The sequence below is a fragment of the Methanoculleus horonobensis genome (assembly GCF_001602375.1).
GTDB lineage: Archaea > Halobacteriota > Methanomicrobia > Methanomicrobiales > Methanoculleaceae > Methanoculleus > Methanoculleus horonobensis.
In genome coordinates this window covers 841,523-867,074 of the sequence record NZ_BCNY01000015.1, presented here as the reverse complement: position 1 = coordinate 867,074, position 25,552 = coordinate 841,523, and the positions used below count along the sequence as shown (strand labels likewise).

Below are 25,552 nucleotides of genomic sequence, written 5' to 3'. Positions count from 1 at the left end.
CATGACCGCAGCTGCAAGTTGATAATCAGAGTCCCTGGAAAGAGGTAAAAAAGGAGCGTCATAGAGGCATGTTGTGTTCACAGGCGCCGGTTTTGCGCGTCCTGTGCTGCAAGCCGGATCAGTTTCCGTGCGTCGTCAGTATAGGTGGGCCTCTCCATATATTCGTGAAAGCGCCGGGCATCTTCGCCCTCAAGGGTAAGCCCAAGTTCGATTGGTTTTGCCATCGTCACGCACCTCTAGATATGAAATATGACCGTGGATACCTCAAATAGGTTTCTCTTGATCCCGGGGCAAACTCTCTCTGCGCCTCCACAATCGCCCTCGACATCTGAGCATGAAGGCTAGCAGCCCACCAATAGACAATAGGTGCTTCTTTCGGCAACGGCAGGTTTGGGGGGCGATGTCGGGAAAACGCCGGGCTCTATCACATTGATTTTCTCCTCCGTCCGGCCCAGGATAGGGTAGTGCCCTGCGAAACAACGGCTTTGAGACCCGGGCGCTCCCGTTTGCATGCCAGTCCAAGATACGGCTTTCCATAGGGTATCGCCATGACTGCCCCCGCCCCTCAAGGGGCGGGGGAGGAGCGCTGAAAGCGCGGGTGGGGTGGGGTTGATAAAAGGTGGGAGACGTTTGCGCGAGACAGGGGAGGGGAAGATCCCTCCCCGGGGCGAATACCTGCCACAGTCCACGGCATGGGCACTACCCCAGGACAGGACAGGGCTCTCCAGGGCGGCCGCGACGGGGCCAGAACTCTGGAGTATCGGGCAGACCGTTTCATGCCGTAATACCCACGCCTCTTCGCGTGAGTCGGCAGTGAAGGGAAATGAGAGAGTCTCTCGCGTTGGCGCGAAGGAGACGTGAACTACAGTTACAACGGTCCGCTGCCGTCAATCCCCGGACTCGCGATCCCGTCCCGTCCCCGGAAAAACTTTCGGAAAAATAGACTCAAAACAAAAAATTAGGGTTGGTTAGGGTTTAATCCCGACGCAGGACCAGGAAGGCAACCGCACCAAGGCCGGCCAGAGCAAGGAGTGCTCCGAATCCGGGGGACTGGGTGGGGGTAGCTTCAGTGGTCGTGGTAGCGGTCGGGGTGACCTCACCGGTCGCGGTCGCGGTCGGGGTAGCCTGAGTTGTCGGGACTGCCTCGACTACGTTGAAGGTCGCGGTCGAAGTCGTGCTGGTCTCGATGGACTCGATCTTGACGATGTACTGGTCGGGCTTGAAGCTCGCACCGTCAACCTCGAACGACCAGGTGTTCGCACCGTCGCCCTGCTTGACTTCCGTTGTGCCGGCAACCGAGCCGAAGCCGGAGGCCTCGCTCTTGGAGGTCGGCTGGAACGCAGCGGAGGTGACCTCAACGTTCAGCGTGTCGCCGACGGCGAGGTTGGTCGTGCCGGTGATCGTGAACGTGCTGCCTGCAGCCTTGTCGCCGATCGCGTCGATCCAGATGTTCGGCTCTTCGACGAGGAACGTGAGCTTCACGTAGGTGTCGTCGATGTTCGGGGAGTCAAGGGCGTTGATCAGCGCGGTCGCCGCATCGGAGGCCTGGAGCCCTCTGATATATACAGGAGCAAAGCCGGAGACACCCCGGCCGACGATCCAGCCAGCAGTAGCATTAGTGTTTATGTCGAACTCCTTGTTCATCATCGGGTGCTGGATGACCACGAAGTACTGGCCTGCAGCGAGATTGCTGGTATCGCCACCCTTGAGTTCATACTCGAAGCTGCCGTCATCCTCAACGGTTGCGGAATCCCCGAGTATCTGCTTGTTCTTGCCGAAGATCCAGACCTTGACGAAATCTGGGTCGCCCTGTGCGGTTCCGGTGAGCGTCAGGTCGTCACCCCTCGCAACGACTGCACCGCTCGAGGTCGCGGTGATGAACCCGGACCGGAGCTGGATAGAAGCCGTGGCGTACTGGGCGTCGGAGAGTTTGCTCTTGTCCAGGGGCTTCGAGACAGCGTAGATCGTGTAGCCGCCGGAATCAAGAGCGCCTCCCTGTGTCGCAATGTCGCCGGTGTTCCACTTGAGCGACCAGGTGTCGTCGCTCTCAACATCCGCGGTCTTGAACGTACCGGTAGCGTTGTTCGTCACAGGCTGTAGGGTCAAGATGTTGACGCCGTTTGCGGATGCAAGGTTCGGACCGGTCATGAAGAGGTGAACCGTCGTGGCGTTGTCGGTGCAGGTGCCGGAGAGAGTGACTTCCTCACCGATGTAGTAGGTACCGGTGCCGGACGCCGTGATGGTAACGCTTCCCTTCTCGACCTTTACCTTGACCTCGTCGTAAGTGCCGGTCGGGTCGGTGAGACTCTCGACACGGATAGTGTACGTCCGGTCGTCGGTGGTCGTGTTGGTGTTGAACTGGACAGACCTCACGCCGCCGGCGGTGGTCTCAACAGTTACGTTCCGGGTTGGGTTAGCACTGGTGTAATCAACGCCAGCCTGGCCGGCTACGATAAACGGGTATTCATCGGGACCAAGAGCTGTGTCGGGCTTGATGAACAACCGGTATGTCTCCTTCGACTCACCGGTGACCGTCACAGAGAAACTGTTGCCACGAACAAGGCTGTCCTTGCTGGACGTGACGGCAAGTGACTTGGTGAGGAGCTCAAAGGTCACGGTGTTGGAGTTAAAGCCCTTGCCGTAGAAGTCAGACGCGCTAGGCCAGTTCGCCTGGACAGTGTAGGTGCCTGCTTCGAGACCGGCCATGGATACATTAGCGGAATACCAGTTCGTACCGTTTGCAGGGATGTTCTCCAGGCTCACGGTCTTAAGCTGACGGACCACACCGCCGCCGGGCAGGGTAACATCAATGCTGATGTTGTTCTTGGGGCCGACGTATCCAGCGAAACCGCCCAGGTTGTTGGTCAGCTTGAAGATAACCTCATTCTGGCGCGTGATGGATTTGCCGCCCACCGAGTCCTTCAGTTGGGAAGGGTTCTTGCCGGACTGGTTCAGCATGACGTCAACCGTCACTGAGGGCGCCCTGATGATGACGGATCCGTTAGCAGCAGTGGCATTGTACACCCTGTAGCTGCCATATATCCCATCAACGTCAGATGCGGTCAGATCGAAGCTGCTGGCATCGGTGACCGTGATGACATTGTCTTCCGTATCGCCACTGTAATGGCGAAGGCTCTGGATGTCCGAGAAGTTGCCTACGAAGTTTATGCCTTCTTCGCCTACATAGATGGTGGTGTTGAGCGAATCAACCGTCCGTGCCGCAGCCGGTGCAACGACCAGCGCAGCCGCGAGGATCATGGCGACCACCATCAATTTTGTCATACTCTTCATACTATACCTCCATTTGTGATGACATGAGGGAATGTGAACGCGAGGTACTCGACAGACGTCGAATACGGGTTCACCACGCTCTATACTCCGATTCACGGAATATGTCACAATATTTGTGGAACACTTAATATATCCTTTGTGGTCGACCGGGTGTCCGACGCCCCCGAAAGGCACCACAATACTGGAAAACGCCCCGAATACGTCAGGATCACACTTCATTCCCGGATCACCGGAGTCCATAGATACGCGAGGATAAAAATCTTACTCCGCGGATTAGCGGGAACTCCCGACCCCGGCAGCGCTCCCTGCGCGACCCTGCCGCGCTTACTCTCCGCGGTGCCGCACGCGCCCTGCACTGCCCGGACGGCGCCGTCCGGGTGGTCGCCCCGCCCCCACCGGGGGCAACCGCCGGGGCGGGTGGCACCACCGGAGCACGTATATACATGACCGTTCCCAGTGGGGAGCCTTTTCTACCCCGGCCTGCAAACAACTCTCTATGCGGATCATTCGGGCGCCTACGCTCGCACGGGCACACGAACTGGCGGTCAGGACCGTCCTCGAGAAAGGATGGGTGCTGGATACCGAGAACGACGAGGCGACGATCGAGTGCGAGGTACTCGCGCTGGAGGTGGAGTCGCCGGAGAGCGAGCCGATGGCAAGCCCCGCCTCAAGGTTCCAGCAACGGTTCCTGGACGTCTACGCCGAGAACCTCCTCAAGGGTTCCGACGCGAAGTTCGAGTACGACTACCACCGGCGGCTCTTCGACTGGGGCGAGACCCTCACGGTGAACGGCGAGGACGTCCACGTCGACCAGATCGACTACATCGCCCGGAAACTCAGGCAAGCCCCGAACTCCCGGCGGGCGGTCGCGATCACCTGGAACCCCGTCGTCGACGAGAACCTGGACGACTGCCCCTGCCTCCAGCTCGTCCAGTGCCTGGTGCGGGACGGGAAACTCCAGATGAAGGTCGTCTTCAGGAGCAACGACATCCTCTCCGCCGCCGGCTCCAATATGTATGCGCTCGTCCGCCTCCAGAAGATGATCGCGGACAGGCTCGGCGTGCCCTGCGGGCGCTACACCCACATCGCGCTCGTCCCCCACGTTTACTACCGCCGGGATATCAACGATATCGAGCCGTTTTGTAGATCAGGCGCCGAGATCCGGCCTGTTGCCGAAGTCTGCAGGGCCTGCGGAAAGTGCCCGCGCTCGTCCGGGGCATAAACCCCGGCCGTCACTTTAATTAAGATTCACAAACAACATTTTAGAGCCCAATAGCCCGGTAGTGTAGCGGTCAATCATGTGAGACTCTGGATCTCGCGACAGCAGTTCGAATCTGCTCCGGGCTACTCAATCTTTTTCTCCGTCTACAAACGGCATACACCGGAGGGTGGTATATGATTGATCACAATCTCGGCGGCACCGTGCGCCTCGACGACGAAGAGACGCTTGCCCTGCTCGCGGGCCTCTACGACGACGGCGCAATCCGCCACATCCAGGTGCAGGCCGTCCCCCTGCCCCGGCAGTTCTTCCTCGAACGCCTCGACCGGATCGCCGCGTCCGGCATCCCGGCCGTCATCCACGCGCCCCACCACAACCACGGCGTCAACCCCTGCGCCCCCGCCGCCTATGACGATCGTCCGCTCACGGAGATCGAGGAGTACATCGAGGAGATGATGACCCGGACGCTCGAAGCCGCCGACACCCTCGGGGCAGAGACGATCGTCCTCCACGCCGGCCGGTACGAGCCGGGCGGGCGGCTCGCCGCCGTGGAGGCATTCGCCCACTTCCTCGACCGCCACGCCGATCCCCGCCTTGCCCTCGAGAACCTTCCCGCGGTCTACGCCGGCTACCCCCTCCTCGGGAACACCGCCGAAGAACTCGCGGCGCTTGCAGGCATCAGGATCACCCGGTTCTGTCTCGACTTCCCCCATCTTGCCTGCACCACGAACTACCGCCGCCTCTCGTTTGCGGATGAGTTGAATAAGTTCGAAGACCTCGACGTGGTTCTCCACCACCTCTCGAACATCCGGCTTGCCTCGATCACCGACGAGCACCTCGAACTCGACCGTCCCGACGGCGGCCTCGACCTCACAGCGGTCTTTGCCCGGCTGCGGCGGCACCCCGCCGTCCCGACGACACTCGAGTACAAGGAGGACTCTGCGGATGTCTACGCCCGGCAGGTGAAGGTCTTTGCCGGGCTCTGGAAAGACCGTGCCGGGGAGTGAATCGCACCCGTAGCACATCGGAGCCGCCCCGAAGAATCGGCCCGACAACAGCAGTCGTAATCCCGCCGGGTCAGGGAAAGCAAAATCCTATATGCGGGGGCAATCCCATTGAAGTATATAATGATCCTTGAGTATATCAACGCGGCACTCGAACACGCCCGCTACGAGATCATCGAGGACGATGAACCGTATTACGGAGAGATCCCGGAACTTCCCGGAGTCTTTGCAACCGGCAGGACGCTCGAAGAGTGCAGGAGGAACCTTGCCGGCGTCATCGACGAATGGTTGGTTATACGACTCCGGCGCGGCCTCCCGATACCTCCGATCGCCGGCCGCACGGTGGAAGAGGTCGTCAGGGTTGATACGGGTGCCGGAGCATAGGATCAGACCCGTCTCATGGAACCAACTTGTTAAGAATCTTCAGGCCCTGGGATTCGAGGGGCCGTGCCAGGGAGGCAGACACCCGTTCATGGTGAAAGGAGATCTCGTTCTGACCATCCCAAACCCGCACGGTAGAGAGATCAGCGTCGACCTGCTCGTGCGCATTCTCCGGCAGGCGGGCGTATCCCGTGAAGAATGGAGCCGGCTCGCCGGGTAGCGGTCTATGTCACCTATTTTGTGGTTGTGGGGTTGAACGACTTTCCGGGGATCCCGAATATTGATATTGACATTGTGGGGGAATTGGACCGACGACCAGCCCTATTCGGCCCCGCACTGCAGGAAACGTTAATGTGAGAGCGATCCCCATCTAGAACCTACAGAACTTCCGGGCGCGCCCCGGGGGGTGAGAGCGAGTGAATCATTTTGTCCGGCACGCACTGGAGCGGATGGGAACCATCGAGGGCTTCGAGAAGGTCCGCTTCATCATTCTTTACGGCTCCGTTGCCGAAGGGCGGGCGAGAGAGAGATCCGACATCGACCTCTGCGTCTACTACGACGGAGACCGCGAGGAAGCAGCCCGGTTCAGGTTTGCGGCGCTCTCCGAACTCGCCGACGACCGCTATGACATCCAGATCTTCTCCCACCTGCCGCTCTATCTCCGGACGGAAGTCCTCCGCGGAACGGTGATCTACTGTCTCGACGAGCGTTTCCTCTATGATGTTGCGTACCGAACGATCCGGGAATTCGACGATTTTAAGCACCGGTTATACGACTACATCGGCAAGGAGGCGATGACGTGACGGGAGGGATCCGGGATACGGCAATCCGTACCGGCAGAACCCGGATGAGCGCCGTCGAGCCTGGGGATTCACTCTAACCGGGAGACCCCGCCCATATAGTGATGGAGTTCACGCTAGAAGCGCCGCGATGATCCCGGTTAAAAAGATCCCGTCGAACGTCCCCGCCCCGCCGATGCTCGCCGTCGGCGCTCCCAGTTCCGCGATATGGTGGAGGTTCAAGAGGTCCGCCCCGATCAGGGTGCCGAGTGTCCCGCTCACGTAGGCGATGATCACCGACGAGCCCGGGACGCCGCCCGCAAAGAGCGAGAGGATCAGCGCCGCAAAAAGCGCCGCGAGCGGCGGGATGAAGAACGGCGTCGCGATCCCGAGCCCCGGCACCGGGCGGGCGACGAGTTTCGTTACGACGGTCACGACCGCGACCCCGACAAGCGCGAGGGCGAAGAGCAGGTAACCTTCGCTGATCACGACCGACTCATAAAGCAGGTAGAGCGATATCGCCACCGGGATGAGGGCGCCGCCGGCGTTGACCGCGAGGACGGTTCGCGGCGCCTGCTGCGGGATGCGGTAGAGCCGTCCATACATCACGGCGTAGCGGTCGTAGGCCGGCACCCCCGGCCGACCCTCAAGCGTCCTCACCGGGATATTGATGAAACTCCCGATAAGCGTCAGGAAGAGGATGAGGAGCGCCTGCCACCAGGAGAACCCGAGCCGCGTGAAAGTCGCTCCGATCGCCGAGAGGAAGAGGATCGGAAAGACGATGACGGCGAGGAGAAAGAGAACGAGCAGTCCGAAGAAGAAGAGAATCATCAGCGGGGAGAAGGGGTTGAAGACTACCCGGTCCATGTCAAGGAGTCGCCCTCCCCTCTAATATATAATATGCTACTCCCGGAGGGTGCAGACGATCGCGGCGTGATCGTGGTGGTAGGGGTCGAGCCACCGGACATCCGCGATATCGAGGCGCCGCTCGAGCCCGGCCCGCGCCCCGGCGAGCACCTCTACCGGCTCCTGCCGGACATCCACGCTCCGGGTCTTGAGCATCAGAATGAGATGACCTCCCGGTTTGAGGAAGACGAGGTTCTTCTCGGCGATCTCGACCTGGTTCGGCTGCGCCACGTCCTGATAGAGGAGGTCGACCGCCTCCATGAACGGCGCATACTCCTCAGGGCGGTTCGCGTCGGCCATGATCGGGACGATGTTCCGCCTCCGGCGGGCTACCTCGAGGAGATCCTGCATCGGCCGGGGCGCAAACTCCACCGCGTAGACGGTCTCGACGTAGTCGGCGACGTGCGAGACCGTGGTCCCGTTCGCCGCACCGAGATAGAGCACCCGCATCTCAGGAGTGAGTTCCACCCCGCCGCCGAGGGTGTAGAGCGCCGCGAGCTTGCTCCGGTAGGGGTCCCAGACCCGGTAACCGTCGAGCGTCCGCTCCCCGTAGACTCCGCCCTCTCCGGGCGAGACCAGCACGTTCCCGAGCCGGATCATGCCTCGACCCCCGCATCGTCGATCCGCGCCTGGGCGTCTTTGAGGAACTCCGGCACCGCCTCGCCCCGGTAATAGTCGAGCCGGGCGGCGATGGCGAGTTTCGCCGCGAGCACCCGGGCCACCCGCCCCCGCACGGGTCTCGGGGCGTTGTGAACCCGCCGGTGCTGGAAGATGATCCCGTGCTTCGGCGGCGGCGTCCCGCCCCGGAGGTGCGAGAAGAGGGCGCGTTCCGAGCCGAGAACCTGAATGGTGCTCCCCGGCATCCTCGCGAGTGCAGGAAGCCCCCCCGCTCGGGAGAGGAGCCGGGCCGCGACCAGCCCGCCGATGAGCGCGCTCGTATTCGGCATCACCTCATCGGCACGGGCCGAGACCTCCCGCATCAGGCGGCTCCGCGTCCCGGTAAGCCGCTCAATCTCGTCGGCGACGTCGGAGAGCCCGCCCCGCGCCCCTTTTCGGACAATCCCGAGCATCTTCTTCGCCGGAAGAGAGCGATACTTCCGGGAGAAGGACGGATTCGTGACCTGGTACCACTCCGCCGCACGCTCCTGAAGAAGATTGATGACGTTGTCGAGTTCGTCGAGCATCCTGACCATCTGGAGGAGCTCGACGTCCCGGCCCTGGTAAGCCCGGGCGATCTTTTGCCGGGCAAGGGCGGTGCAGACGGAACGGAGCAGGTCGACGTACTCCTCCCGTGTCCGGACGACCCCGCAGTCCCGGGCAATCTCCCAGTCGATGGGAACAAAGGAATCCATACCGGTGCGGAGCTCGGCCGCCCGCTCCGCGAGCGCGGCCGGATCGGTGCCGGCCGGCCGGCACCCCTCCTCGTCGATGTCCCCGAACCAGTAGCGCTGTAGCATGGTACGGTATTGGGAGGCAGTCGATATAAGAACGTCAGGCAAGACCGAAGGAGTAGGCCATCACGGGAACCATGATCGCGCCCATGCAGTAGACCCGGCGGACGTTGACGAGGGACGGAACGTAGCCGACCGCCGTTGCGAGGAGCAGGACGAGTCCCCCGAACGGGCCGCAGAGGAAGAGGGAGAGGATGGCGACGAAGACGATGACGGCATGGTTGAGTCTCGTGATGTTCACACCGGAGAACCACGCAGCCGTCGACGAGAGGCGAACGGTCAGGAGGTAGGCACCGAGCGCGGCCAGCGCACCCGCAAGAAGAATGGCGGTTGCCGGCGGGATCTCCTCGAGCGCACCGATCGCCGCCATCACGCCGCTCCGCGTCCGGGATATAGCGTAGAAGGCCGCAAGCCCGAGGAAGGCGTTGACGGTGTTCGCAGCGCTGGTCGCGAGGATATACTCCCGGGGGTTGGAGTCGTAGCCGACGACCGAGGTGAGCAGTGCGTTCGCCGTGGCGCTCGAGAGGCCCGGGAGCCAGCCGACGAGAGCGCCGGCGGCCGAACCGAGCAGGGATCCCCGGGAAAGAGCGCCTGCGGGAAGATCGAACCCCGAGAAGTGCTGCTCCGGCATCACACCGTGCGAGGCCTTGAGGAGAACCGCGATCCCGAAGAGCCCGGAGAGGAGGGGCATCAGCACCCCGGACTCGCCGCCCGTCGGCCAGGCGAGGAAGGAGTAGCCGAGCGAGAAGAGCCCGAGGAGCCCGGACACCGAGAAGACCGCGAGCGCCCACCCGGGGGATTCGGAGACGACGATGAGGTAGCCGGCGACAGCGAGGATGACAAGACCGATACCCCAGTCGATCGCCGGCTGGAGGGTGGGGAGGAAGAGGATGAAACCCACCGCGAGCGGGAGGGAGAGGGCGACACCTGCGGCGCTCCCGAGAGCCGATATCCGGACGGCCTCCTCTCCCCGCCCTTCGAGGCAGAGGGCGTGCGCGGGAAGGACCGCAAGCGAGGTATCGGCGTCGGGGATGCCGAGGAAGGTGCTCGGGACGTTGTCGAGGAACGTGTGCGTAACAAGGGTGGAAAAGATCGCGGCAGCGACGAAGACCGGGTCGAACCAGGCGAGCAGGAGCGCCTGGAGCGAGAGGAGGACTCCCGCCACGGTGTTTGCATGGATGCCGGGAACGAGGCCGCTCACGGCGCCGCAACCGATGCCGACGGCGGCCCCGAGCACGATACCGGAGAGCACGATAATTAACGGTCGGGGCGGTCGGGGATAAACCAACCGGATTGCGTCCCCCGATACAGTCATATTCCTCCGGGACGAAGGTTGTAGCGATGAAGATCGCCATCACCCGGCTCGAGAACAAGGCGGCGGGAGACCACGCCCTCTGCGCTACGTATGGTCACGACTGCTACACGGTCTCGCCGCTCCGGGCGGAGCTCCGGCCCGACCGGGTCGATACGTTCGTCGAGGCCGTCCACCGCGGCGAGTTCGACTGCCTCTTCTTCTCAAGCGCCCTCCCCGCCGCGGTCGTCGGGCCGAAACTCGAGCGGTGGCCGCGGGTGATCGCGATCGGGCCGAAGACCGCCGAAGTCCTCAGGGGGTTCGGGATCGAGGCGGAGGTTCTCCCCACGTTCTACTCCCGGGACTTCGTCCCCTACCTCGGGGACTGGCTCCGCGGCCGGACGGTCGGCATCCCGCGGGCCGACGTCCCGAACCCGGGTCTTCTTGAGGCGATCGCCGCGGCCGGGGGAACGGTCCGGGAGGAGCGGGTCTACGCCCTCATCCCCACGGGTGTGAAACTCGCGCTTGACGCCGCCGACGCCGTCCTCTTCACGAGCGCCATGTCCTACCGGGAAGCCCGCTGGCAGCCCCGCGACGACCTGCTCCTCGTCGCCATCGGCGAGATCACCGCCGATGCCATGCGGGCCGGCGGGCATCCCCCGGCGGTCACCGGGGACGGATCGCTTGCGGGAACGCTTGAGGCGCTGAACCACTACATGGAAGGCAGGTGAGGAGATGACCGACCAGGATTATTTCATCCCGGAATCCGGGATCGTCGTCGTCGACAAGCCCCGTGGACCAAGCAGCCATCAGGTGACCGCCTGGGTCGGGGATATCCTCGGGCGCCGGGTGGGCCACGCCGGAACGCTCGACCCGCAGGTCTCCGGGGTGCTCATCGTCATGTTCGGCGGCGCGGTCCGGCTCGCCCCCGTCCTCCTCTCGCACAACAAAGAGTACGTCTGCCTGATGCGTCTTCACGGCGACGCCTCCCGGGAGGCCGTGGAGCGGGTGGCAGAGGAGTTCACCGGCCGGATATACCAGCGCCCGCCGAGAAAGAGCGCGGTGAAACGAAACCTCCGGATCAGGAAGATCCAGGAGATCGAGATCCTGGATATGGACGGCAGGCTCGTCCTCTTCCGGGTCAGGTGCGACGCCGGGACTTACATCCGGACGCTCTGCGTTCACCTGGGCTACGCGCTCGGGGTCTGCGCCCACATGGCGGAACTCAGGAGGATACGCTCGGGATCGTTTGACGAGACCGCTGTCGTCACGCTCCACGAACTCGCCGATGCCGCTGCAACCGCCCGGGAGGGCAACCCTGAACCCCTGCAGGGGATGATCCTCCCCCCGGCGACCGCCGTCGCCGATCTCGCGAAGGTCGTCGTCCGCGACACCGCCGTCGACGCCGTCTGCCACGGTGCGGTGCTCGCCGGGGTCGGGGTCGTCGGGAAGGAAGGCGGGTTTGCAAAGGGCGAGACGGTCGCGATCGTGACCGAGCGCGGCGAACTCGTCGGGCTCGGGAAGGGCCTCGTCAATTCGTCGGCGCTGAAGCCCGGGGAACCGGGGTTCGTCGTCGCGCCCACCACCATCCTGATGCAGCCCGGCACCTATCCCCGCGGCTGGAAAGCGCACGCCAAGAGCTAATATTAATAGAATACACCGCCAACTAATGATGCACATTGCTGAGGTAGTCTAGACCGGTAGGGCGCGGGCCTGGAAAGCCCGTGGGGCGTTGAGCCCCTCGGGAGTTCAAATCTCCCCCTCAGCGCTTCTTGTTTTTCATGAACTTCGATCGGCATTCAAGAGAGTATACCGAGTCTTTCGGCGTGCAGCGTAAATACGGGATACCTCCGACAGAAAAAAAACTCTCTCCTTGCTTCGAGTTGGAAGAGGCCGTGCTATTTTGAATTGGTCCGGCGACCAACTTCTGACCGTCGCGGTGGAAGCTGGCCACCGATCAAGTGTGCACAGCAAACACTGACGTGCTGGAAAAAATAGGTGTTCTGCTCCTCAGATCGACATCCCGACCAGCATCATCGAGAAGAGCACCAGGTCGTAGACGGTGTGCGTGATCGCCGACGTCGTTGTGTTCGTATACCGCCGGATATAGGCGAATATAATCCCCGCAAAGAAGACCGAGACGAGGCCGTCCCAGCTGTACTGGAACGCATGAAGCGACGCGAAGAGGAGTGCCGGGAGGAGGATGCCGAACCGGGGCTGGAGCAGGCCGCGGATGCTCACCTCCTCGCCGAACCCCGCCGCGACGGATGCCATGATGACCCCGGGGAGCGTGAGCGCGCCGGCAAAGAGCAGGTTGACGGCATCCTCGTCGGTGACCGGGATGCCGAGCCAGCCCATAAGCATGGCGAGCGCCAGGTCGATGAAGTGGAAGGCGGCGACGAGCGCGAGAGCCGCGACGACGGCGAGAACAACCTGCCGGCCCGTCGGGCGGACGAGGCCGAGCCGCTCCAGGGTCTCGCGCCCCGTCCGCCAGACGAACGCCCCGGCGATGAAGAACGAGCCGACGAGCGTCCAGAAGAGGGTATAGGCATCCAGCGTGACGGTGTTCGCGAGCAGATCCCCGGACTCAAGCAGGAGGCCGAGGAACTGCTCCGAGAGGAAGGGCGGAACACCCGTGACAAGGAGCGGTATGGGAGGGATGAGGATCATGGCGAGGATGACCACGAGCGCGACCGTATGGAGGAGCGAGTCAGGGTCGAACGGGAGATACCCCGCGAGCCATACCCTGAACCGGCGTGAAAGCCCGACGAGGCTTGCAAATCCCGCGACGAGGGCGCCGAGGAGGAGAAGCGCAATTTCCACGGCCATAGCAAGGTCGACCGTCTCCGGATCGATCTCCTCAGTCTCGAGCATCTCGGCCGGCAGGATCGCTATCGCCCCGAACCCCACCGCGAGGGCCGCAAGCCCGGCCACCATGATCAGGAGCCAGAAGACGGCGATCCACCGGAACGCAGGGTGCCGGGTTGCGAGATACACAAGCATGGCAAGGATGACGAAGAGCGCCACATCGAGCGCCGAGGTGAGGAACGCTCCTGCTTCCCCGCCGATCCCGCAGAAGGCCCCAACCAGAAAGATGAGGCCGAAGAAGGCGATCAGCAGTTCGGGTGCGTACCGACGGAAGAACTCCGGTAACATTGGAATACCATCAACCGGTGGCATCAAGAACGTATCTCACCGTTGCGTAAGTCTCCCGAAGGCAAGCCCGCTCAGGATTCCCATAACCCCGAGGAACGCCGCCAGCCCGAGGAAGATCGCCGGCAGCGGCCACCGGCCCGCGAGGACGGCTCCTGCAAACGGCCCTGCCGAGAGCCCTACGGCGAAGAAAGTGTTGTACATGCCGTATGCGGCGCCCTGCGAGCCGCGGTCGCGGTAGATATCGGCGAGGAGCGGCATCGTCGGCACCAGGGCGCAGCTCAGCGCGACCCCCAGCACGAAGACGGCGGCGGCGGTGAGCGGGAGAGAGCCCGCCTGCATGGCGGCGACAGTCGCACCCCCCGCGAGGAGAAGGCCGCCGCCGATGAGGTAGCGGCTGCCGCCGTACCGGTCGTAGATCCTTCCTGCAGCCGGCTGGGCGAGGATGGCCGCAACCGCCAGAACCGCAAAGACGACCCCGATCGTCGCCGGGGACGCGGCGAAGACCGCATGCAGGTAAACCGGGAGATAGGGGTCGAAGACGCCGTACGTCCCGGAGACCGCGACGATCACGACCGAACAGGCTCCGAGCGGGAGGAGGGCGCCCCGGGGCAGCATCGAGGAGCGGTGCGGGCCGCTCTCCCGCCTGCAGGTGCGCACCGGTATTGCGAGGACCGCGAGGCCGACAGCGGCCGCCAGCACTGCCGGGACGAGGAAGGTGGTGGTGTAGCCCGCATACTCAAAGAGCAGCCCGCCGGCGACCGGCCCGAGGATCGTCCCGACCCCGACCGCCGAGAGCGCGACGCCCATCTTCTCCCCGAGCCGGGCGGGTTCGCAGGTGTCGGCGAGGAGCGCAAGCCCCGCCGACCAGGTGGCCGCGGCCGAGACCCCCTGAACCATCCGGGCGGCGATCAGGTGGGTGATCGTGGTCGAGAAACCGAAGAGAGCCGTCGCGAGAGCAAGGAGAAGCATCCCGGCGACGATGAGATGGCGGCGGCCCACCCGGTCGGAGAGGAGGCCCATCGGGATGGAGAAGAGGAGGAGCATGGCGGCGTAGATCCCGAAGATGATCCCGATGACCGATTCTCCCACACCGAGCCGGGGGGCATACTGGGGGAAGACCGGGATGAGGAGACCGTAGATCAGCATGTCCATGAAGATGACGAGCACGACCAGCACGAGGATCGCGTCCGGCGATGCGGCGATACGGCTCCGGAAGGTGCGGAGCCGATGCGGTCTTTCGGTCGTCATGCTGACTCATCTCCCTATAGAGAACTGCTCTCCTTCGTAGGTTCGCGCCGCCGGGTTATATCGGTTGCAGAAGAAGATTTTGCCGGGGCCGCCTCACCGGATTCCGCGATAGTAGGCAAGCTCGCGGGCATGGGGCCGGAACGCCTCGACGAGCGCCGCCGCCTCGTCGTCGGGCAGAGGGCCGCTCCGGCCGGCAGCGGCAAGCGCCTGCACCTCCGCGGGCGTCGAGCAGCCGACGATCGCGACGGAGATCTCCTGTGCGAGGGCGTATCGGACAAGAACCTCAGGCGTCACCCCGGCATCGGGGACGAGGTAGTTCGACCCGCCGAGCACCTTCATCCCGATGACCGCGACCCCCTGCGCCCTCGCGGTCGTGAGCACCCCATCGAGAAACCCCCCGAGCGCCCCCTCAACGGGGTTTACGGGCATCATCACGGCGTCGACCGGCCAGTTCTCGACCGCGTGTGCGAGGACGTCCGGGTCGTGATGCCCCGTCACCCCGATATGCCGGACGACGCCGGACTCCCGCGCCTCGATAAACGCCTCGAGCGCACCGGACGGCCCTTCAACCTCCCGTATATCGGGGAAAGACCGGATATCGTGGATCTGCCAGAGGTCGAGGGTCTCGATGCCCATCCTCTGGAGAGTCTCTTGAAGGTCCGTCTCGGCGTCCGCGTGTCCCCGACACGCCGACTTGCTTGCCTGGAAGACCGGTTCCCGGAGGTCGGGGCGGTTCCGCCAGACCTCGCCGTAGTACTCCTCGCTCCCGGCGTAGACCTTTGCCGAGTCGAAGTAGGTGATCCCCTGATCAAGCGCTTCCATGATGACAGCGTTTGCCCCGGCATGCTGCCCGTATGTCCTGAGAATGCCCTCTCCTCCGAGGCCCACCCGGGTGACCTCGCGTCCCGTCTTTCCGAACCTCTGCTTCGTGAGCCCCGCCATGGGCCACACTATCCAGGCTCGCGTATAAAAATTTTGAGCACGGAACCGGGGAAAGGGTTATGCGGCCGGCCGTCGTCGGGGGCCCGAGGTAGGCATATGCCGACGATCACCTGGTTCAATATACCGGCCGCCGAGACCGAGCGGGCGCGGGCCTTCTACGAGGCGGTCTTTGCCTGGACGGTAGAACCGTTTCCGGGGATGGAAAGCGCCTTTCTGGTGACGACCGGAGGAGTAGACGGCGAAATCTTCCCGCGGGCCCGGCCGGGCGAGGCGGTGACGGTCTTCATCGGCGTCCCTTCCATCGAGGAGTATGCGGCCCGGATCGAAAGGGCCGGAGGAGTGGTCGTTGTTGCGAAGAGACCGGTACCCGGCCGGGGGTACTTCACCATCTTCGAGGATACCGAGCAAAACCAGCTCGGCCTATGGGAGGACGACAGCACCGCGGGTTGACCGGACGGCCGCCGGCCCCGGCACGATCCGGATGATGCGTTGCGGCTCCCAATACGTTCCGAAAAACCCCTGTTAGATTGTATAGAAGCCTTCAGGGGCCCTTTTGACCGGAGCCTTTTTCCGAAAACTCCGATGCCGGTATCACCGGGCGTGGCGCTGCTACGTCCGTTTTACGCCTTGCATTTCGGTTTTCAGGCAAGGGGTAAAGTTTATCTACGCCAAGACGCATCGTCCACCACATGAAGAGGATGTTTGGTATCCTTGCTCTCATGGTCATTGCGAGCATCATGATTGCAGGATGTGTGCAGCCAGCGGGCAACGAGACGGTGACACCCGGTACGACACCGGGACTCACCGAGACCCCGATGGAGACAGAAGAGGAGACGCCGGCAATGACAGAGACCCCAATGGAGACGGAGACTCCGATGGAGACCGAGACACCGATGGAGACAGAAACGCCGGCGGCAACCACAACCACGATGACAACGGAGACCCCGATGGGGACGGAGACACCGGCAGCAACCACAACGACCGTTGCCGCGGGAGTGACCGAAACCCCGCCGGGAACGCCGGCGGCCCTCGTCGCTGACGAGACCGTCTCCATCACCGAAAGCGGGTACGTGCCCGACATGCTCACCGTACCTGTCGGCACCACGGTGGGATGGACCAACGACGCGTCCTCAAACCAGACCGTATCGGCGACCGGGGCAACGGGGTTCTTCGACTCCGGATTGCTTGCGCCGGGCGACTCCTATAGTTACACCTTCAACGCCGCAGACAACTACACCTACCAGTCGCAGACGACCGGGATCACCGGGACGATCATCGTCACCCCCTGAAACTTTTTTTGCGCCGGCGGCCGTAGGGGAGCAGCATCCCCTTACGTCCGCCGGTACGCTCCGGCCGCCTCGACCAATCTCTCGGCGAAACCGTCCGGGAAATAAGCGTGGGTATACTGCCCGATCGTGTTCTGCACGGTAAGCCCGTCGCGGCCGCCGTCGATACCCCGCCCCCGGAGGAGTTCCAGGGCGAACCGGGCATCACGGGAACAGTCGAGCCGGGAATAGTGGTACTCGTGGCCGCGGAAGGCCGAGCCCGGGGCAAGGAGCGGTGCAGACCCGGAAACCCGGGCCTCGACGTACCCGAGGGCCTGGATACGGCCAGTCATCTCCGCCGCCGCCGGGAGGACGCCGGCCATCGGGTAATCGACCTCATCGGTCGTGAGCCGGTCGGTGAGATAGACGAGCCCGCCGCACTCGGCGTAGATGGGCATCCCGTCATCGGCCGCCCGGCGGACGTCTTCCCGGCACCGGGATGAGGAGAGCGCTTCCGCGTGGAGCTCCGGGTAGCCGCCCCCGAGATAGAGGGCGTCCACGTCCGGGAGCCGGTCGGTCATCGGCGAGAAGAAGACCAGATCCGCCCCGGCCCGCACGAGCGTATCGAGGTTGTCCGCGTAGTAAAAACAGAATGCCGCGTCGTTCGCGACACCGATCCGCACCCCGCCCTCCGGCCGGGCGGGGGTCCCCGCCGGCGCCGGGAGGGGCGGGGCCGACCGGGCGAGGTCGATGATCCCGGGTAGATCGCACGTCTCCTCGACAACTGCGCCGAACCGCGCCATCATCCCCGTCTCGGCCGCCATCTCGAGCCCGAGATGCCGGCTTTCGACCACGAGATCCTTTCGTCGCGGGATTCCCCCGTAGATGGGGAGGCTCTTCGTCTCCCGGATCATGGCAAGGTGGCGGGGGCTCCCGATCCGGTTGAAGATGGTTCCGGCGACCCGGACGGCCGGATCGAACCCTGCGTAGCCCTGAACCATGGCGTGGACGCTCCGTGACGCGCCCCCTGCGTCAACCACGAGAAGAACCGGAGCATCGAGGATCTTTGCGACGTGCGCCGTGCTCGCGGTATCGGTTCCTTCGAGCCCGTCGAAGAGCCCCATCGCACCCTCGACGACGGCGATCTCGGCCCCGGCAGAGGCACGGACGAACGTCTCCCGCACCCCTGCCTCCCCCATCATGAACGGGTCGAGGTTGCGGGACGTCCGGCCGCAGATAGCCGAATGGTGGGTGGGATCGATGAAGTCCGGGCCCACCTTGAAGGGCTGGACGGCAAGTCCCCGGGCGGCGAGCGCCGCCATCAGGCCGCTTGCAAGCGTGGTCTTGCCGCAGCCGCTGTGGGTTCCCGCGACGACAATCACTGGAATATGGCGCATAACGTTCCTCTAGTGTTGAATACCGCAGAAGATAAATATGACCGGAGATAACCAGGTTACATCAAATTAGTTTGCCTTAGATAAACTGTATTTGTTCTGCTCGCCTCTACGGCGGCAGCGGTGATATCATGCACATCATGGAAGGATTCTTACCAAGCCCCTGGTGGGAGATCTGGATTCTCATCTCCCTGCCCTTCGTGGCCATCGGACTGTACCAGCTGAACAGACTTGTACGGGAGAGGCGGGAAACCCTGCCGCTCCTCGCGGTCGCAGGCGCCTTCGTCTTCGTCCTCTCCTCGCTCAAGATCCCCTCGTTCAACGGGAGCTGCTCCCATCCCACGGGGACAGGGCTCGGGGGTATCCTCTTCGGCCCCTGCATCGCCGCCGTCCTCGGGCTGATCGTCCTGGTCTTCCAGGCGGTCTTCCTCGCACACGGCGGGATCACCACCCTCGGCGCGAACGTCTTCTCGATGGGGATCGCGGGGCCGGCCGTCGCCTACCTCGTCTATAAGGCCGGTACCCGGGCGGGCGCAAACACCTACGCGACGGTCTTTATCGCCGCAGCCCTCGCGGATCTCGTCACCTACGTCGTCACCTCGGTTCAGCTCGCGCTCGCCTTCCCGGGAACCGCCGGGTTCTTCGGGGCGTTCTCGGCATTCGCCGCGGTCTTCGCCGTCACCCAGGTGCCGCTTGCCATCATCGAGGGCGCGGTCATCATGCTCGTCTTCAAGTACATCGTCCAGCTCAAGCCCGAGATCCTCACGCGCTTGAACCTCCTCTCCGAGAGCACCGTCCAGAAACTCCGGGAGGCCGCGGCATGAAGCACGGCATGGAGCTTGCGGTCGCCGCGCTCATCGTCATCTTCGCCGCCGTCTTTCTCTTTCAGGACGCCGCGATACAGGCAACCCTCGGCGACGGGGAGGAAGCCTGGGGCGGGGCCGACGGCGAGGCCGCCGGGCTCATCGAAGCCTCCGGCTACGAGCCGTGGATCGAGCCGTTCTGGGAGCCCCCGAGCGGCGAGATCGAGTCGCTCCTCTTCGCCCTGCAGGCTGCCATCGGCGCCGTGATCATCGGTTACGTCTTCGGCTACTGGCAGGGCAACAGGAAGGCCGCCTGATTATTCCGGCAGTCCCGCAAAGAGATAGGGGGAGACGCAATGTACGAGGTGCTTGAAGACTATGCCCAGACCAATAACCTCCGGGAGACGAGTGTGGAGCTCAAACTCTTCATCGGGCTTGCAAGCATCCTTTTATGCGTCTCGTCGCCGGGCCCCGTCGCCCCCCTGCTCGTCGCGGCCTCGATGAGCGCCGCCGTCCTCGCCCTCGCGAAGATACCGGCACGGTTCTACGCGAAACTCCTCCTGGTTCCGGTCTCGTTTGCAGCGATGAGCATCGTCGTGATCCTCTTCATCACCGGCGGAGGGGCGGTGCTCCTGCAGGTTCCCGGTCTCCCTCTCGCAATCACGGCAGACGGTGCGAACCTCGCCCTTCTCCTCCTCGCGCGGGTCTTCGGGGGCATGTGCTCGCTCTACTTCATCGCGCTCACGACGCCCATGACCGAGATCTTCGATCTCCTCCGGAGACTCCGGGTTCCCGCCGTCCTCATCGACCTTTCCATGCTCACCTACCGGTTCATCTTCATCCTGATCGAGGAGGCGGGCCAGGTCTACCGCTCGCAGGTGATGCGGCTCGGCTACGGAAAGTTCCGGGAGTCGGTGCGGTCTTTCGGGATGCTCGCCGGGGCGCTCTTCATAAGAACCTGGGAGAGCGGCGAAGCGCTGGTTCTTGCGATGGACGCACGCTGCTACGACGGCAGGCTCGGGATTCCCGGCGACACCCGGCCGATCTCGGTTCTCGCGCTCGCAGGCGGCCTCCTCTACCTCTCGGCAGTCCTCGGTGTCTCGCTCTTCACCGGGGGGGTGGTGCTCGTATGACGGAACCGCTGCTTGAAGCCGAGAACATCGCCTACACCTATCCGAACGGCCCCGCCGCCCTCGCCGGGGTGAGCATCCGGATCGAGGCCGGCTCAAAGACCGCTCTCGTCGGGCCGAACGGCGCCGGGAAGTCGACGCTTCTTCTGATGCTCAACGGCATGCTCCGGCCGGCCTCAGGCGTGATCCGCTTCGACGGCAGGCCGCTCGCCTACGACAACCGGAGCCTCCGCGAACTCCGGCGGCGGGTCGGGTTCGTCTTCCAGAACCCCGATGTCCAGATAATCGCCCCGACCGTTGAAGCGGACGTGGCCTTCGGGCCGGTGAATCTCGGCCTCCCTCCCGACGCCGTCCGGCGAGCGGTGCGAGACGCGCTCGGCTACGTCGGGCTCCGGGGCTACGAGAAGCGGCCGCCCCACCACCTCTCCGGCGGCGAGAAGAAACGGGTCGCCATCGCAGGCATCCTCGCAATGGAACCTGCGGTTCTTGTCTTCGACGAGCCGACCTCCGCGCTCGACCCTGCAAGTTCGGAGGAGGTGATGGAACTCCTCGACGAACTCGCCTCGGGCGGCCGGACGGTGCTCGTCTCCACCCACGACGTCGAACTCGCCTACCGCTGGGCCGACTCGATCGTCCTCATGGAGCGGGGGGGCGTCCTCGCCCGGGGGCCGCCGGAGGAGGTCTTCTCCGACCACGGCCTCCTCGCGTCAGCCAGGCTGAAACCTCCCGCTCTCCTCGACCTCTACAACGAGCTCGGCCTCCGGGGCATCATCGACCGGGACGTTCCTCCAAAGAGCGTGCTCGAGTTCACCGACCGGATCGAGCAGGCGATACACGGCCACGCCCCGGCAGGGGACGGGGGCGGGAGGATCTACCTCTGCAACGCCGACAGAACCGGGGGCGACGAGGTGCGGGCGCTCGTGGAGCGCGGGACGGTCGACCACGTCGGGGCGATGGGCACCCGCGCGAAGGAGTTCGCCAACCGGGAACGGATCCTCCTCGACTACACCTACGGCGTCATCGACAAATGTATTCTAAAAGCGCTCATCGGGGAGAACTCGCTCATCATCACCACCGGGGGCATGGTCGAGCACGTCCATCGCCGTATCGGGGATTACAGCGCCGAGAGCGGACGGGCGCTTGCGGTGATCCCGGTTTGGGAGACGGAGGAGATCCCTCCTCCGAACAACGAGCGCATCCCCTCCTGACGGGCGTGCCGACGCTCCACGTCTGTTTTTCCGGCATCCCCCTGCCCCCCCGGGAGAAGGTTAATCCGGTGCCGGTGCCCGAAGGGTACGTATGATGCTCGAAGAGGTGCTGCACCGGATATCCGAGCAGGCGAAACGGAAGCGGATGAGCCTGCCCGACCATAAAACAAAGATTGTCTGTACCATCGGGCCCGCATCGCGCTCCCGGGAGGTGCTCGGCCGGATGCTCCTCGCCGGCATGAACGTCGCCCGGCTCAACCTCTCCCACGGATCGTTCGACGAGCACCGGGAGAACATCCGAAACATCCGGACCGCCGCGGAGGATACGGACCTCCCGGTCACGATCCTGCTCGATCTGCCGGGACCGAAGATCCGGGTCGGCGTCCTCGCAGAAGAGCCCATGATGCTCCAGAAAGGCGAAACCATCACCCTTATCCCCGCCCCGGCGTCGAGCGACCCCTCCCTGATCCCCGTCGACTTCAAGCAGTTCCCGCAGCTGGTCTCACCGGGGAGCACCATCTTTCTCAACGACGGATTCCTCCAGATACGGGTCGACGATGTCGGCGAAAGAGACGTCCGGGCGACGGTGATCATCGGCGGCCCCCTCCTCTCGCGCAAGGGGATGAGCCTCGTGGGTGGCGAGGGGATCCTCGCGGTCAGCGCCCTGACGGAGAGAGACCTCGAGTGCATCGAGTTCGGGCTTGCCGAGGGGCTCGACACCTTCAGCATATCCTTCATCCAGCGGGCGGAGGACATCCTGAGGGCCCGGGAATACGCCGCCCGGTCCGGGAAGACCATCCGGGTGATTGCAAAGATCGAGCGGCAGGAGGCGCTCGCAAACCTCGACGAGATCCTCCGGGAGGCCGACGGGGTGATGATCGCCAGGGGCGATCTCGGTGTCCAGACACCCATCGAGGAGGTCCCCGCGGTGCAGAAGCGGATCATCCAGAAGGCCAACATCCTCGGCCGACCGGCGATCACCGCCACCCAGATGCTGATGTCGATGACCGACAACATCCGGCCCACCCGTGCGGAGGTGACCGATGTCGCGAACGCCATCCTCGACGGCACCGACGCCGTCATGCTCTCCGAGGAGACGTCCATCGGGAAGTACCCGGCCGAGACAGTGGCGATGATGGCGAAGATCGCCCGTTCGACCGAGGAGAAGCGCTCGATCGTCGGGGCCGGATGCACCCCGCTCGAATATTTCCGGCGTGGGAAAGGACGCGAGGAGATCACCGTCAACGACGTCGTCTCCCTAAACGTCATCGAGGCGCTGGACGCGCTCGGCATCCGGTACGTGCTGACCCCTACCCGCTCCGGAAGCACCGCGCGAAACATCTCCCGGTTCAAGCCCGGGGCCTGGATCCTCGCGTTCACCCGAAACCCGAGCACCTTCAAGTTCCTGGCGTTCTCCTACGGGGTCAGCCCGTTCCTGATCCGGAGCGAGAAGGAGTACTGGCACGGGGCGATCCTCGACTCGATCCGGGACTCGGGGCTGATCACGCCCGGCGAGCGTGTGGTGCTGACCGAGGGGGTATCTCCCGGACGCGAAGGAACCGACTCGCTCATCATCCTCACCGTCGATTGAGACGGCGAGCCGGCTGCACCTTTCGGGGATCCTGCGAGCCCCTCCCTCCGGGAGAGCGGCCTCCGGCACACAAACCCTATCCCGGAGGAGAGTTAACCACTCATCAGGTATGGAGACGGTCATTCCGGGAGAACAGGAGAGTGCGCTCAAAGAGAAGACCGCACGCCTCTCGGTCGCGTCGAACACGCTTCTTGTCGCGACGAAACTTGCCGTCGGCATATCCATCGGATCGGTCGGGATCATATCCGAGGCGATCCACTCCGCCATCGACCTCATCGCCGCGGCAATCGCCTACGTTTCTGTTCGCCAGTCGGCCCGGCCGCCCGACGAGTGCCACACCTTCGGGCACGGGAAGTACGAGAGCATATCGGGGCTTCTTGAAGCGGTCCTGATCCTCGCGGCGGCTATCCTGATCATCAACGAGGCGGCGAGAAACCTCCTCGGCGGCGAGGAGACGCTGAACATCGAGGGGCTCGGGCTCGGTATCGCCGTCATGCTGCTCTCGGCCGGGGTGAACGTGTATGTCTCCTCCCGGTTGATGACGGTGGCGAAGAAGACCGAGTCGATCGCACTCGAGAGCGACGCCTGGCACCTCCGGACGGACGTCTACACCTCCGTCGGGGTCGTCGTAGGGCTCGTCCTGATCCGGCTGACCGGTCTTGTGGTGCTCGACTCGCTCATCGCGCTCGCAGTCGCCGCCATCATCCTCCGGGCGGCCTACGATCTCATCCGGCGCGCGTTCGAGGATCTCGTGGACAGGAGCCTTCCCGTCGACGAGGAGAACCGGATCCGGGAGATCGTCAGTGGGCACTGCTCGGACGCCATCGGTTTCCACCGGCTCCGGACCCGCCGATCGGGACCAAACCGGTTCGTGGACTTTCACCTGGTCGTCCCGCGGACCGCAACCCTCGAAGCGGCGTACGGCATCGTGAAACAGGTGGAAGACGATGTCCGGCGGGAGTTCCCCCGGACGAGCGTCACGATCCGGGTTCAGCCCTGCACCGGCGAGGACTGCTCCGACTGCGGGATCTTCACCACCTGCCCGGGGTGCGACCGGCCCGCGCTCTGCGGGAAAGATAAAGAAAGGGAGTAAAAAGGGGACTTACCGCCAGGAGAAGAGGCCGCGAACCTGCATCTCCTCGCTTGCAAGGGTCTCGAGCCGGTCCTGTTCCTGCTCGATCGTCCGGACCTGCTCTCGGAGCATCGTCCGGGTTGCGTCGTCGCAGGTGCAGTTTCCAATCAGGCCCCGGAGTTCTGTGACCCGCTCCCGGTTCCGCTGCGCTTCCTCCTCGATCAACCGGGCGGCTTCTGCATCGCCGCCGAAGAGGAACCGCGTGAAGGCGTGCCGGGCCCGGATCTGCTCCTCGGCCCGGATAGTCTTCTCGACGGAGTTATTAAACTCCCGGGCGATGGCGGAGACGTTCTCTCCTATGCCGCCGGTCCGGTTCTCGGCGCCGAGCAGGGCATGGACAGCGAGCCGGACACGGTTCCGATCGGGAGCCCCATCTCCCGGCTGGAGGGGCGTGTGCTCTACGGTCCGCTGTTGCACTCGCTCCCCGGGGATCTCGTCTCCTTCTTCCGTCCCCACCTGCTGCCCTCTTCCCGGTGCCGGAATGAGCCCGGCACCGTCTTCTTCTCCGGCGGGCGTCGCGTTTACCGCGCCATACCCCGCCTGTGCTCCCCCCGGACCGCCATAGCCGCCGGAAGCGGCCGCTGCAAACCCGGGGAGGAAGAGGAAGACAATCATGACTGCTGCAATGATGCGTTTCATCGATCCTCACCTCTGGTGGAAGAGAGATCGGGAACAGACGTATATACAATGATTGAACCTGGCGGTTCAACGCTCTCAGAGCAGTATCGTGAGGGCGAGGGAGGCCACGACCGGGACGACGAGGTTATCATCCACAGGGCTCGCCAGTTCGGCGACGGCCGCGACAACCGCTGTCGCGAGGGCTACCCCGGGCGGGACGAGGAGGGAGAGCACGACCGCCGTCGCCGCGAACCCGGCGAGTGTGCCTTCGAGCGATTTGTGGTTATAGATCCGGGTTCTGCCGAACCGGACACCGACAAGGGTGGTGACGCTGTCGAGGAACGAGAGCGCGACGAGCCCGACGAATGCGATCTCTTTTGCAAAGAAAGCAACGCAGAAGAGAGCCCCGAGCGCAAAGAAGAGCGCTCCTTTTCCGGGGGCGGCGTCGCGCCGCTCGAGTCCCGCGATGATCGGCGAGACGACCGGGATGGTGTAGCCCCGGGAGATGGCGTCGGAGAGGATGAACCCCGCGAAGAGAGCGAGCACGAGGACGGAGAGGACGAGGTCGCGGTCGAAGAGGAGGACGAAACCTGCGATCCCGAGACCGAAGGTGAGGTGGACGATCTGCCGGAGCGACTCGTGCATCACTCCAGAGGTTGGCTCAAAACCGGTTAAACCCTCTGTCGGCGGATGCGGATCATGGCGGTTAAGTAGCCGGGGAGCGCATATTTCAGCAGGAGGTG

Annotated in this window: 27 protein-coding genes and 2 tRNA genes; 17 read left to right on the top strand and 12 right to left on the bottom strand. The window is 64.0% G+C overall.

Annotation, left to right across the window (positions count from 1 at the left end; all coding sequences use genetic code 11):
• Nucleotides 1-77 precede the first annotated feature (77 nt).
• Nucleotides 78-224, bottom strand: a complete 147-nt coding sequence (locus MCUHO_RS12865; protein WP_162839722.1) for a hypothetical protein — start codon at nucleotides 222-224, stop codon at nucleotides 78-80.
• Between the two features lie 751 nt (nucleotides 225-975).
• Complete coding sequence (locus tag MCUHO_RS12095; protein WP_067078704.1) at nucleotides 976-3,291, bottom strand: MEMAR_RS02690 family S-layer glycoprotein; 2,316 nt, start codon at nucleotides 3,289-3,291, stop codon at nucleotides 976-978.
• A gap of 496 nt (nucleotides 3,292-3,787) precedes the next feature.
• Between MCUHO_RS12095 and MCUHO_RS12090 the strand changes: the two genes are divergently transcribed.
• The 6 genes from MCUHO_RS12090 (at nucleotide 3,788) to mntA (ending at nucleotide 6,698) form a co-directional block, all read left to right on the top strand.
• Entirely contained in the window at nucleotides 3,788-4,513 is a 726-nt protein-coding gene (locus MCUHO_RS12090) for a thymidylate synthase (RefSeq protein ID WP_067078701.1), read from the top strand.
• A 52-nt stretch (nucleotides 4,514-4,565) separates the two neighbouring features.
• A tRNA-Gln gene (locus MCUHO_RS12085) sits at nucleotides 4,566-4,638 on the top strand.
• Nucleotides 4,639-4,686: 48 nt separating this feature from the next.
• Complete coding sequence (locus tag MCUHO_RS12080; RefSeq protein ID WP_067078698.1) at nucleotides 4,687-5,517, top strand: TIM barrel protein; 831 nt, start codon at nucleotides 4,687-4,689, stop codon at nucleotides 5,515-5,517.
• A 120-nt stretch (nucleotides 5,518-5,637) separates the two neighbouring features.
• On the top strand, nucleotides 5,638-5,898 hold the full coding sequence (locus MCUHO_RS12075) for a type II toxin-antitoxin system HicB family antitoxin (RefSeq protein ID WP_067078924.1): 261 nt from the start codon (nucleotides 5,638-5,640) through the stop codon (nucleotides 5,896-5,898).
• Nucleotides 5,885-6,115, top strand: coding sequence for a type II toxin-antitoxin system HicA family toxin (locus tag MCUHO_RS12070; protein WP_067078696.1), 231 nt, complete (start codon nucleotides 5,885-5,887; stop codon nucleotides 6,113-6,115). Before MCUHO_RS12075 ends, MCUHO_RS12070 begins: the two co-directional genes overlap by 14 nt.
• Nucleotides 6,116-6,311: 196 nt before the next feature.
• Nucleotides 6,312-6,698 carry a type VII toxin-antitoxin system MntA family adenylyltransferase antitoxin gene (gene mntA, locus MCUHO_RS12065; protein ID WP_084386012.1) on the top strand — a complete coding sequence of 129 codons (387 nt, stop codon included), beginning with the start codon at nucleotides 6,312-6,314 and terminating at the stop codon, nucleotides 6,696-6,698.
• Nucleotides 6,699-6,806: 108 nt separating this feature from the next.
• Here mntA and MCUHO_RS12060 read toward each other — a convergent pair whose 3' ends face one another.
• Genes MCUHO_RS12060 through MCUHO_RS12045 form a run of 4 tightly spaced genes read right to left on the bottom strand, consistent with a single transcriptional unit; the run spans nucleotide 6,807 to nucleotide 10,283 of the window.
• Complete coding sequence (locus MCUHO_RS12060) at nucleotides 6,807-7,541, bottom strand: DUF1614 domain-containing protein (RefSeq protein WP_067078691.1); 735 nt, start codon at nucleotides 7,539-7,541, stop codon at nucleotides 6,807-6,809.
• A gap of 36 nt (nucleotides 7,542-7,577) precedes the next feature.
• A complete protein-coding gene (locus MCUHO_RS12055) occupies nucleotides 7,578-8,180 on the bottom strand; it encodes a fibrillarin-like rRNA/tRNA 2'-O-methyltransferase (protein WP_067078688.1) in 603 nt (200 codons plus the stop codon).
• Nucleotides 8,177-9,037 carry an NOP5/NOP56 family protein gene (locus MCUHO_RS12050; RefSeq protein WP_067078686.1) on the bottom strand — a complete coding sequence of 287 codons (861 nt, stop codon included), beginning with the start codon at nucleotides 9,035-9,037 and terminating at the stop codon, nucleotides 8,177-8,179. The genes MCUHO_RS12055 and MCUHO_RS12050 overlap by 4 nt, the downstream gene beginning before the upstream one ends.
• 34 nt (nucleotides 9,038-9,071) lie before the next feature.
• Nucleotides 9,072-10,283 carry a tripartite tricarboxylate transporter permease gene (locus MCUHO_RS12045; RefSeq protein WP_067078684.1) on the bottom strand — a complete coding sequence of 404 codons (1,212 nt, stop codon included), beginning with the start codon at nucleotides 10,281-10,283 and terminating at the stop codon, nucleotides 9,072-9,074.
• An 89-nt stretch (nucleotides 10,284-10,372) separates the two neighbouring features.
• Here MCUHO_RS12045 and MCUHO_RS12040 point away from each other — a divergent pair, with 89 nt between their 5' ends.
• The 3 genes from MCUHO_RS12040 (at nucleotide 10,373) to MCUHO_RS12030 (ending at nucleotide 12,090) form a co-directional block, all read left to right on the top strand.
• Entirely contained in the window at nucleotides 10,373-11,053 is a 681-nt protein-coding gene (locus MCUHO_RS12040; RefSeq protein ID WP_067078681.1) for a uroporphyrinogen-III synthase, read from the top strand.
• 4 nt (nucleotides 11,054-11,057) lie between these two features.
• Nucleotides 11,058-11,966 carry an RNA-guided pseudouridylation complex pseudouridine synthase subunit Cbf5 gene (locus MCUHO_RS12035; RefSeq protein ID WP_067078679.1) on the top strand — a complete coding sequence of 303 codons (909 nt, stop codon included), beginning with the start codon at nucleotides 11,058-11,060 and terminating at the stop codon, nucleotides 11,964-11,966.
• Between the two features lie 37 nt (nucleotides 11,967-12,003).
• Nucleotides 12,004-12,090, top strand: a tRNA-Ser gene (locus MCUHO_RS12030).
• A gap of 242 nt (nucleotides 12,091-12,332) precedes the next feature.
• Here the strand turns inward: MCUHO_RS12030 and MCUHO_RS12025 are convergent.
• From MCUHO_RS12025 to MCUHO_RS12015, 3 genes are all read right to left on the bottom strand, one after another.
• Nucleotides 12,333-13,478, bottom strand: a complete 1,146-nt coding sequence (locus MCUHO_RS12025; RefSeq protein WP_067078677.1) for a CPBP family intramembrane glutamic endopeptidase — start codon at nucleotides 13,476-13,478, stop codon at nucleotides 12,333-12,335.
• A 36-nt stretch (nucleotides 13,479-13,514) separates the two neighbouring features.
• A complete protein-coding gene (locus tag MCUHO_RS12020) occupies nucleotides 13,515-14,726 on the bottom strand; it encodes an MFS transporter (protein WP_067078675.1) in 1,212 nt (403 codons plus the stop codon).
• Between the two features lie 93 nt (nucleotides 14,727-14,819).
• Entirely contained in the window at nucleotides 14,820-15,668 is an 849-nt protein-coding gene (locus MCUHO_RS12015) for an aldo/keto reductase (RefSeq protein ID WP_067078673.1), read from the bottom strand.
• Nucleotides 15,669-15,764: 96 nt separating this feature from the next.
• Between MCUHO_RS12015 and MCUHO_RS12010 the strand changes: the two genes are divergently transcribed.
• Together MCUHO_RS12010 and MCUHO_RS12005 are read left to right on the top strand one after the other, a co-directional pair.
• Nucleotides 15,765-16,118: a VOC family protein gene (locus tag MCUHO_RS12010; RefSeq protein ID WP_067078671.1), complete on the top strand. Its 354-nt coding sequence runs from the start codon at nucleotides 15,765-15,767 to the stop codon at nucleotides 16,116-16,118.
• A gap of 239 nt (nucleotides 16,119-16,357) precedes the next feature.
• Entirely contained in the window at nucleotides 16,358-16,957 is a 600-nt protein-coding gene (locus MCUHO_RS12005; RefSeq protein WP_235808266.1) for a cupredoxin domain-containing protein, read from the top strand.
• A 41-nt stretch (nucleotides 16,958-16,998) separates the two neighbouring features.
• Here the strand turns inward: MCUHO_RS12005 and MCUHO_RS12000 are convergent, their stop codons facing one another.
• A complete protein-coding gene (locus tag MCUHO_RS12000) occupies nucleotides 16,999-18,330 on the bottom strand; it encodes a cobyrinate a,c-diamide synthase (protein WP_067078668.1) in 1,332 nt (443 codons plus the stop codon).
• Nucleotides 18,331-18,458: 128 nt separating this feature from the next.
• On the opposite strand from MCUHO_RS12000, the gene MCUHO_RS11995 reads away from it, so the two are divergent.
• The 6 genes from MCUHO_RS11995 to MCUHO_RS11970 all read left to right on the top strand — a co-directional run bounded on the left by MCUHO_RS11995 (nucleotide 18,459) and on the right by MCUHO_RS11970 (nucleotide 24,152).
• A complete protein-coding gene (locus MCUHO_RS11995) occupies nucleotides 18,459-19,151 on the top strand; it encodes an energy-coupling factor ABC transporter permease (RefSeq protein WP_067078666.1) in 693 nt (230 codons plus the stop codon).
• On the top strand, nucleotides 19,148-19,447 hold the full coding sequence (locus MCUHO_RS11990) for an energy-coupling factor ABC transporter substrate-binding protein (RefSeq protein WP_067078664.1): 300 nt from the start codon (nucleotides 19,148-19,150) through the stop codon (nucleotides 19,445-19,447). The genes MCUHO_RS11995 and MCUHO_RS11990 overlap by 4 nt, the downstream gene beginning before the upstream one ends.
• A gap of 39 nt (nucleotides 19,448-19,486) precedes the next feature.
• Complete coding sequence (cbiQ, locus tag MCUHO_RS11985; RefSeq protein WP_067078662.1) at nucleotides 19,487-20,263, top strand: cobalt ECF transporter T component CbiQ; 777 nt, start codon at nucleotides 19,487-19,489, stop codon at nucleotides 20,261-20,263.
• Complete coding sequence (locus MCUHO_RS11980) at nucleotides 20,260-21,468, top strand: energy-coupling factor ABC transporter ATP-binding protein (protein WP_067078660.1); 1,209 nt, start codon at nucleotides 20,260-20,262, stop codon at nucleotides 21,466-21,468. The genes cbiQ and MCUHO_RS11980 overlap by 4 nt, the downstream gene beginning before the upstream one ends.
• Before the next feature lie 91 nt (nucleotides 21,469-21,559).
• Nucleotides 21,560-23,059 carry a pyruvate kinase gene (gene pyk / locus MCUHO_RS11975; RefSeq protein WP_084386011.1) on the top strand — a complete coding sequence of 500 codons (1,500 nt, stop codon included), beginning with the start codon at nucleotides 21,560-21,562 and terminating at the stop codon, nucleotides 23,057-23,059.
• Nucleotides 23,060-23,168: 109 nt separating this feature from the next.
• Nucleotides 23,169-24,152 (top strand): cation diffusion facilitator family transporter, encoded by a 984-nt coding sequence (locus MCUHO_RS11970; protein WP_067078658.1) that lies wholly within the window; start codon nucleotides 23,169-23,171, stop codon nucleotides 24,150-24,152.
• Nucleotides 24,153-24,161: 9 nt separating this feature from the next.
• On the opposite strand, the gene MCUHO_RS11965 is transcribed toward MCUHO_RS11970, so the two are convergent.
• The gene (locus MCUHO_RS11965; RefSeq protein ID WP_067078655.1) at nucleotides 24,162-24,830 is read right to left on the bottom strand and encodes a hypothetical protein; all 669 of its coding nucleotides are present in this window, start codon (nucleotides 24,828-24,830) and stop codon (nucleotides 24,162-24,164) included.
• 75 nt (nucleotides 24,831-24,905) lie between these two features.
• The gene (locus MCUHO_RS11960) at nucleotides 24,906-25,454 is read right to left on the bottom strand and encodes a diacylglycerol/polyprenol kinase family protein (protein ID WP_067078654.1); all 549 of its coding nucleotides are present in this window, start codon (nucleotides 25,452-25,454) and stop codon (nucleotides 24,906-24,908) included.
• Between the last annotated feature and the right edge of the window lie 98 nt (nucleotides 25,455-25,552).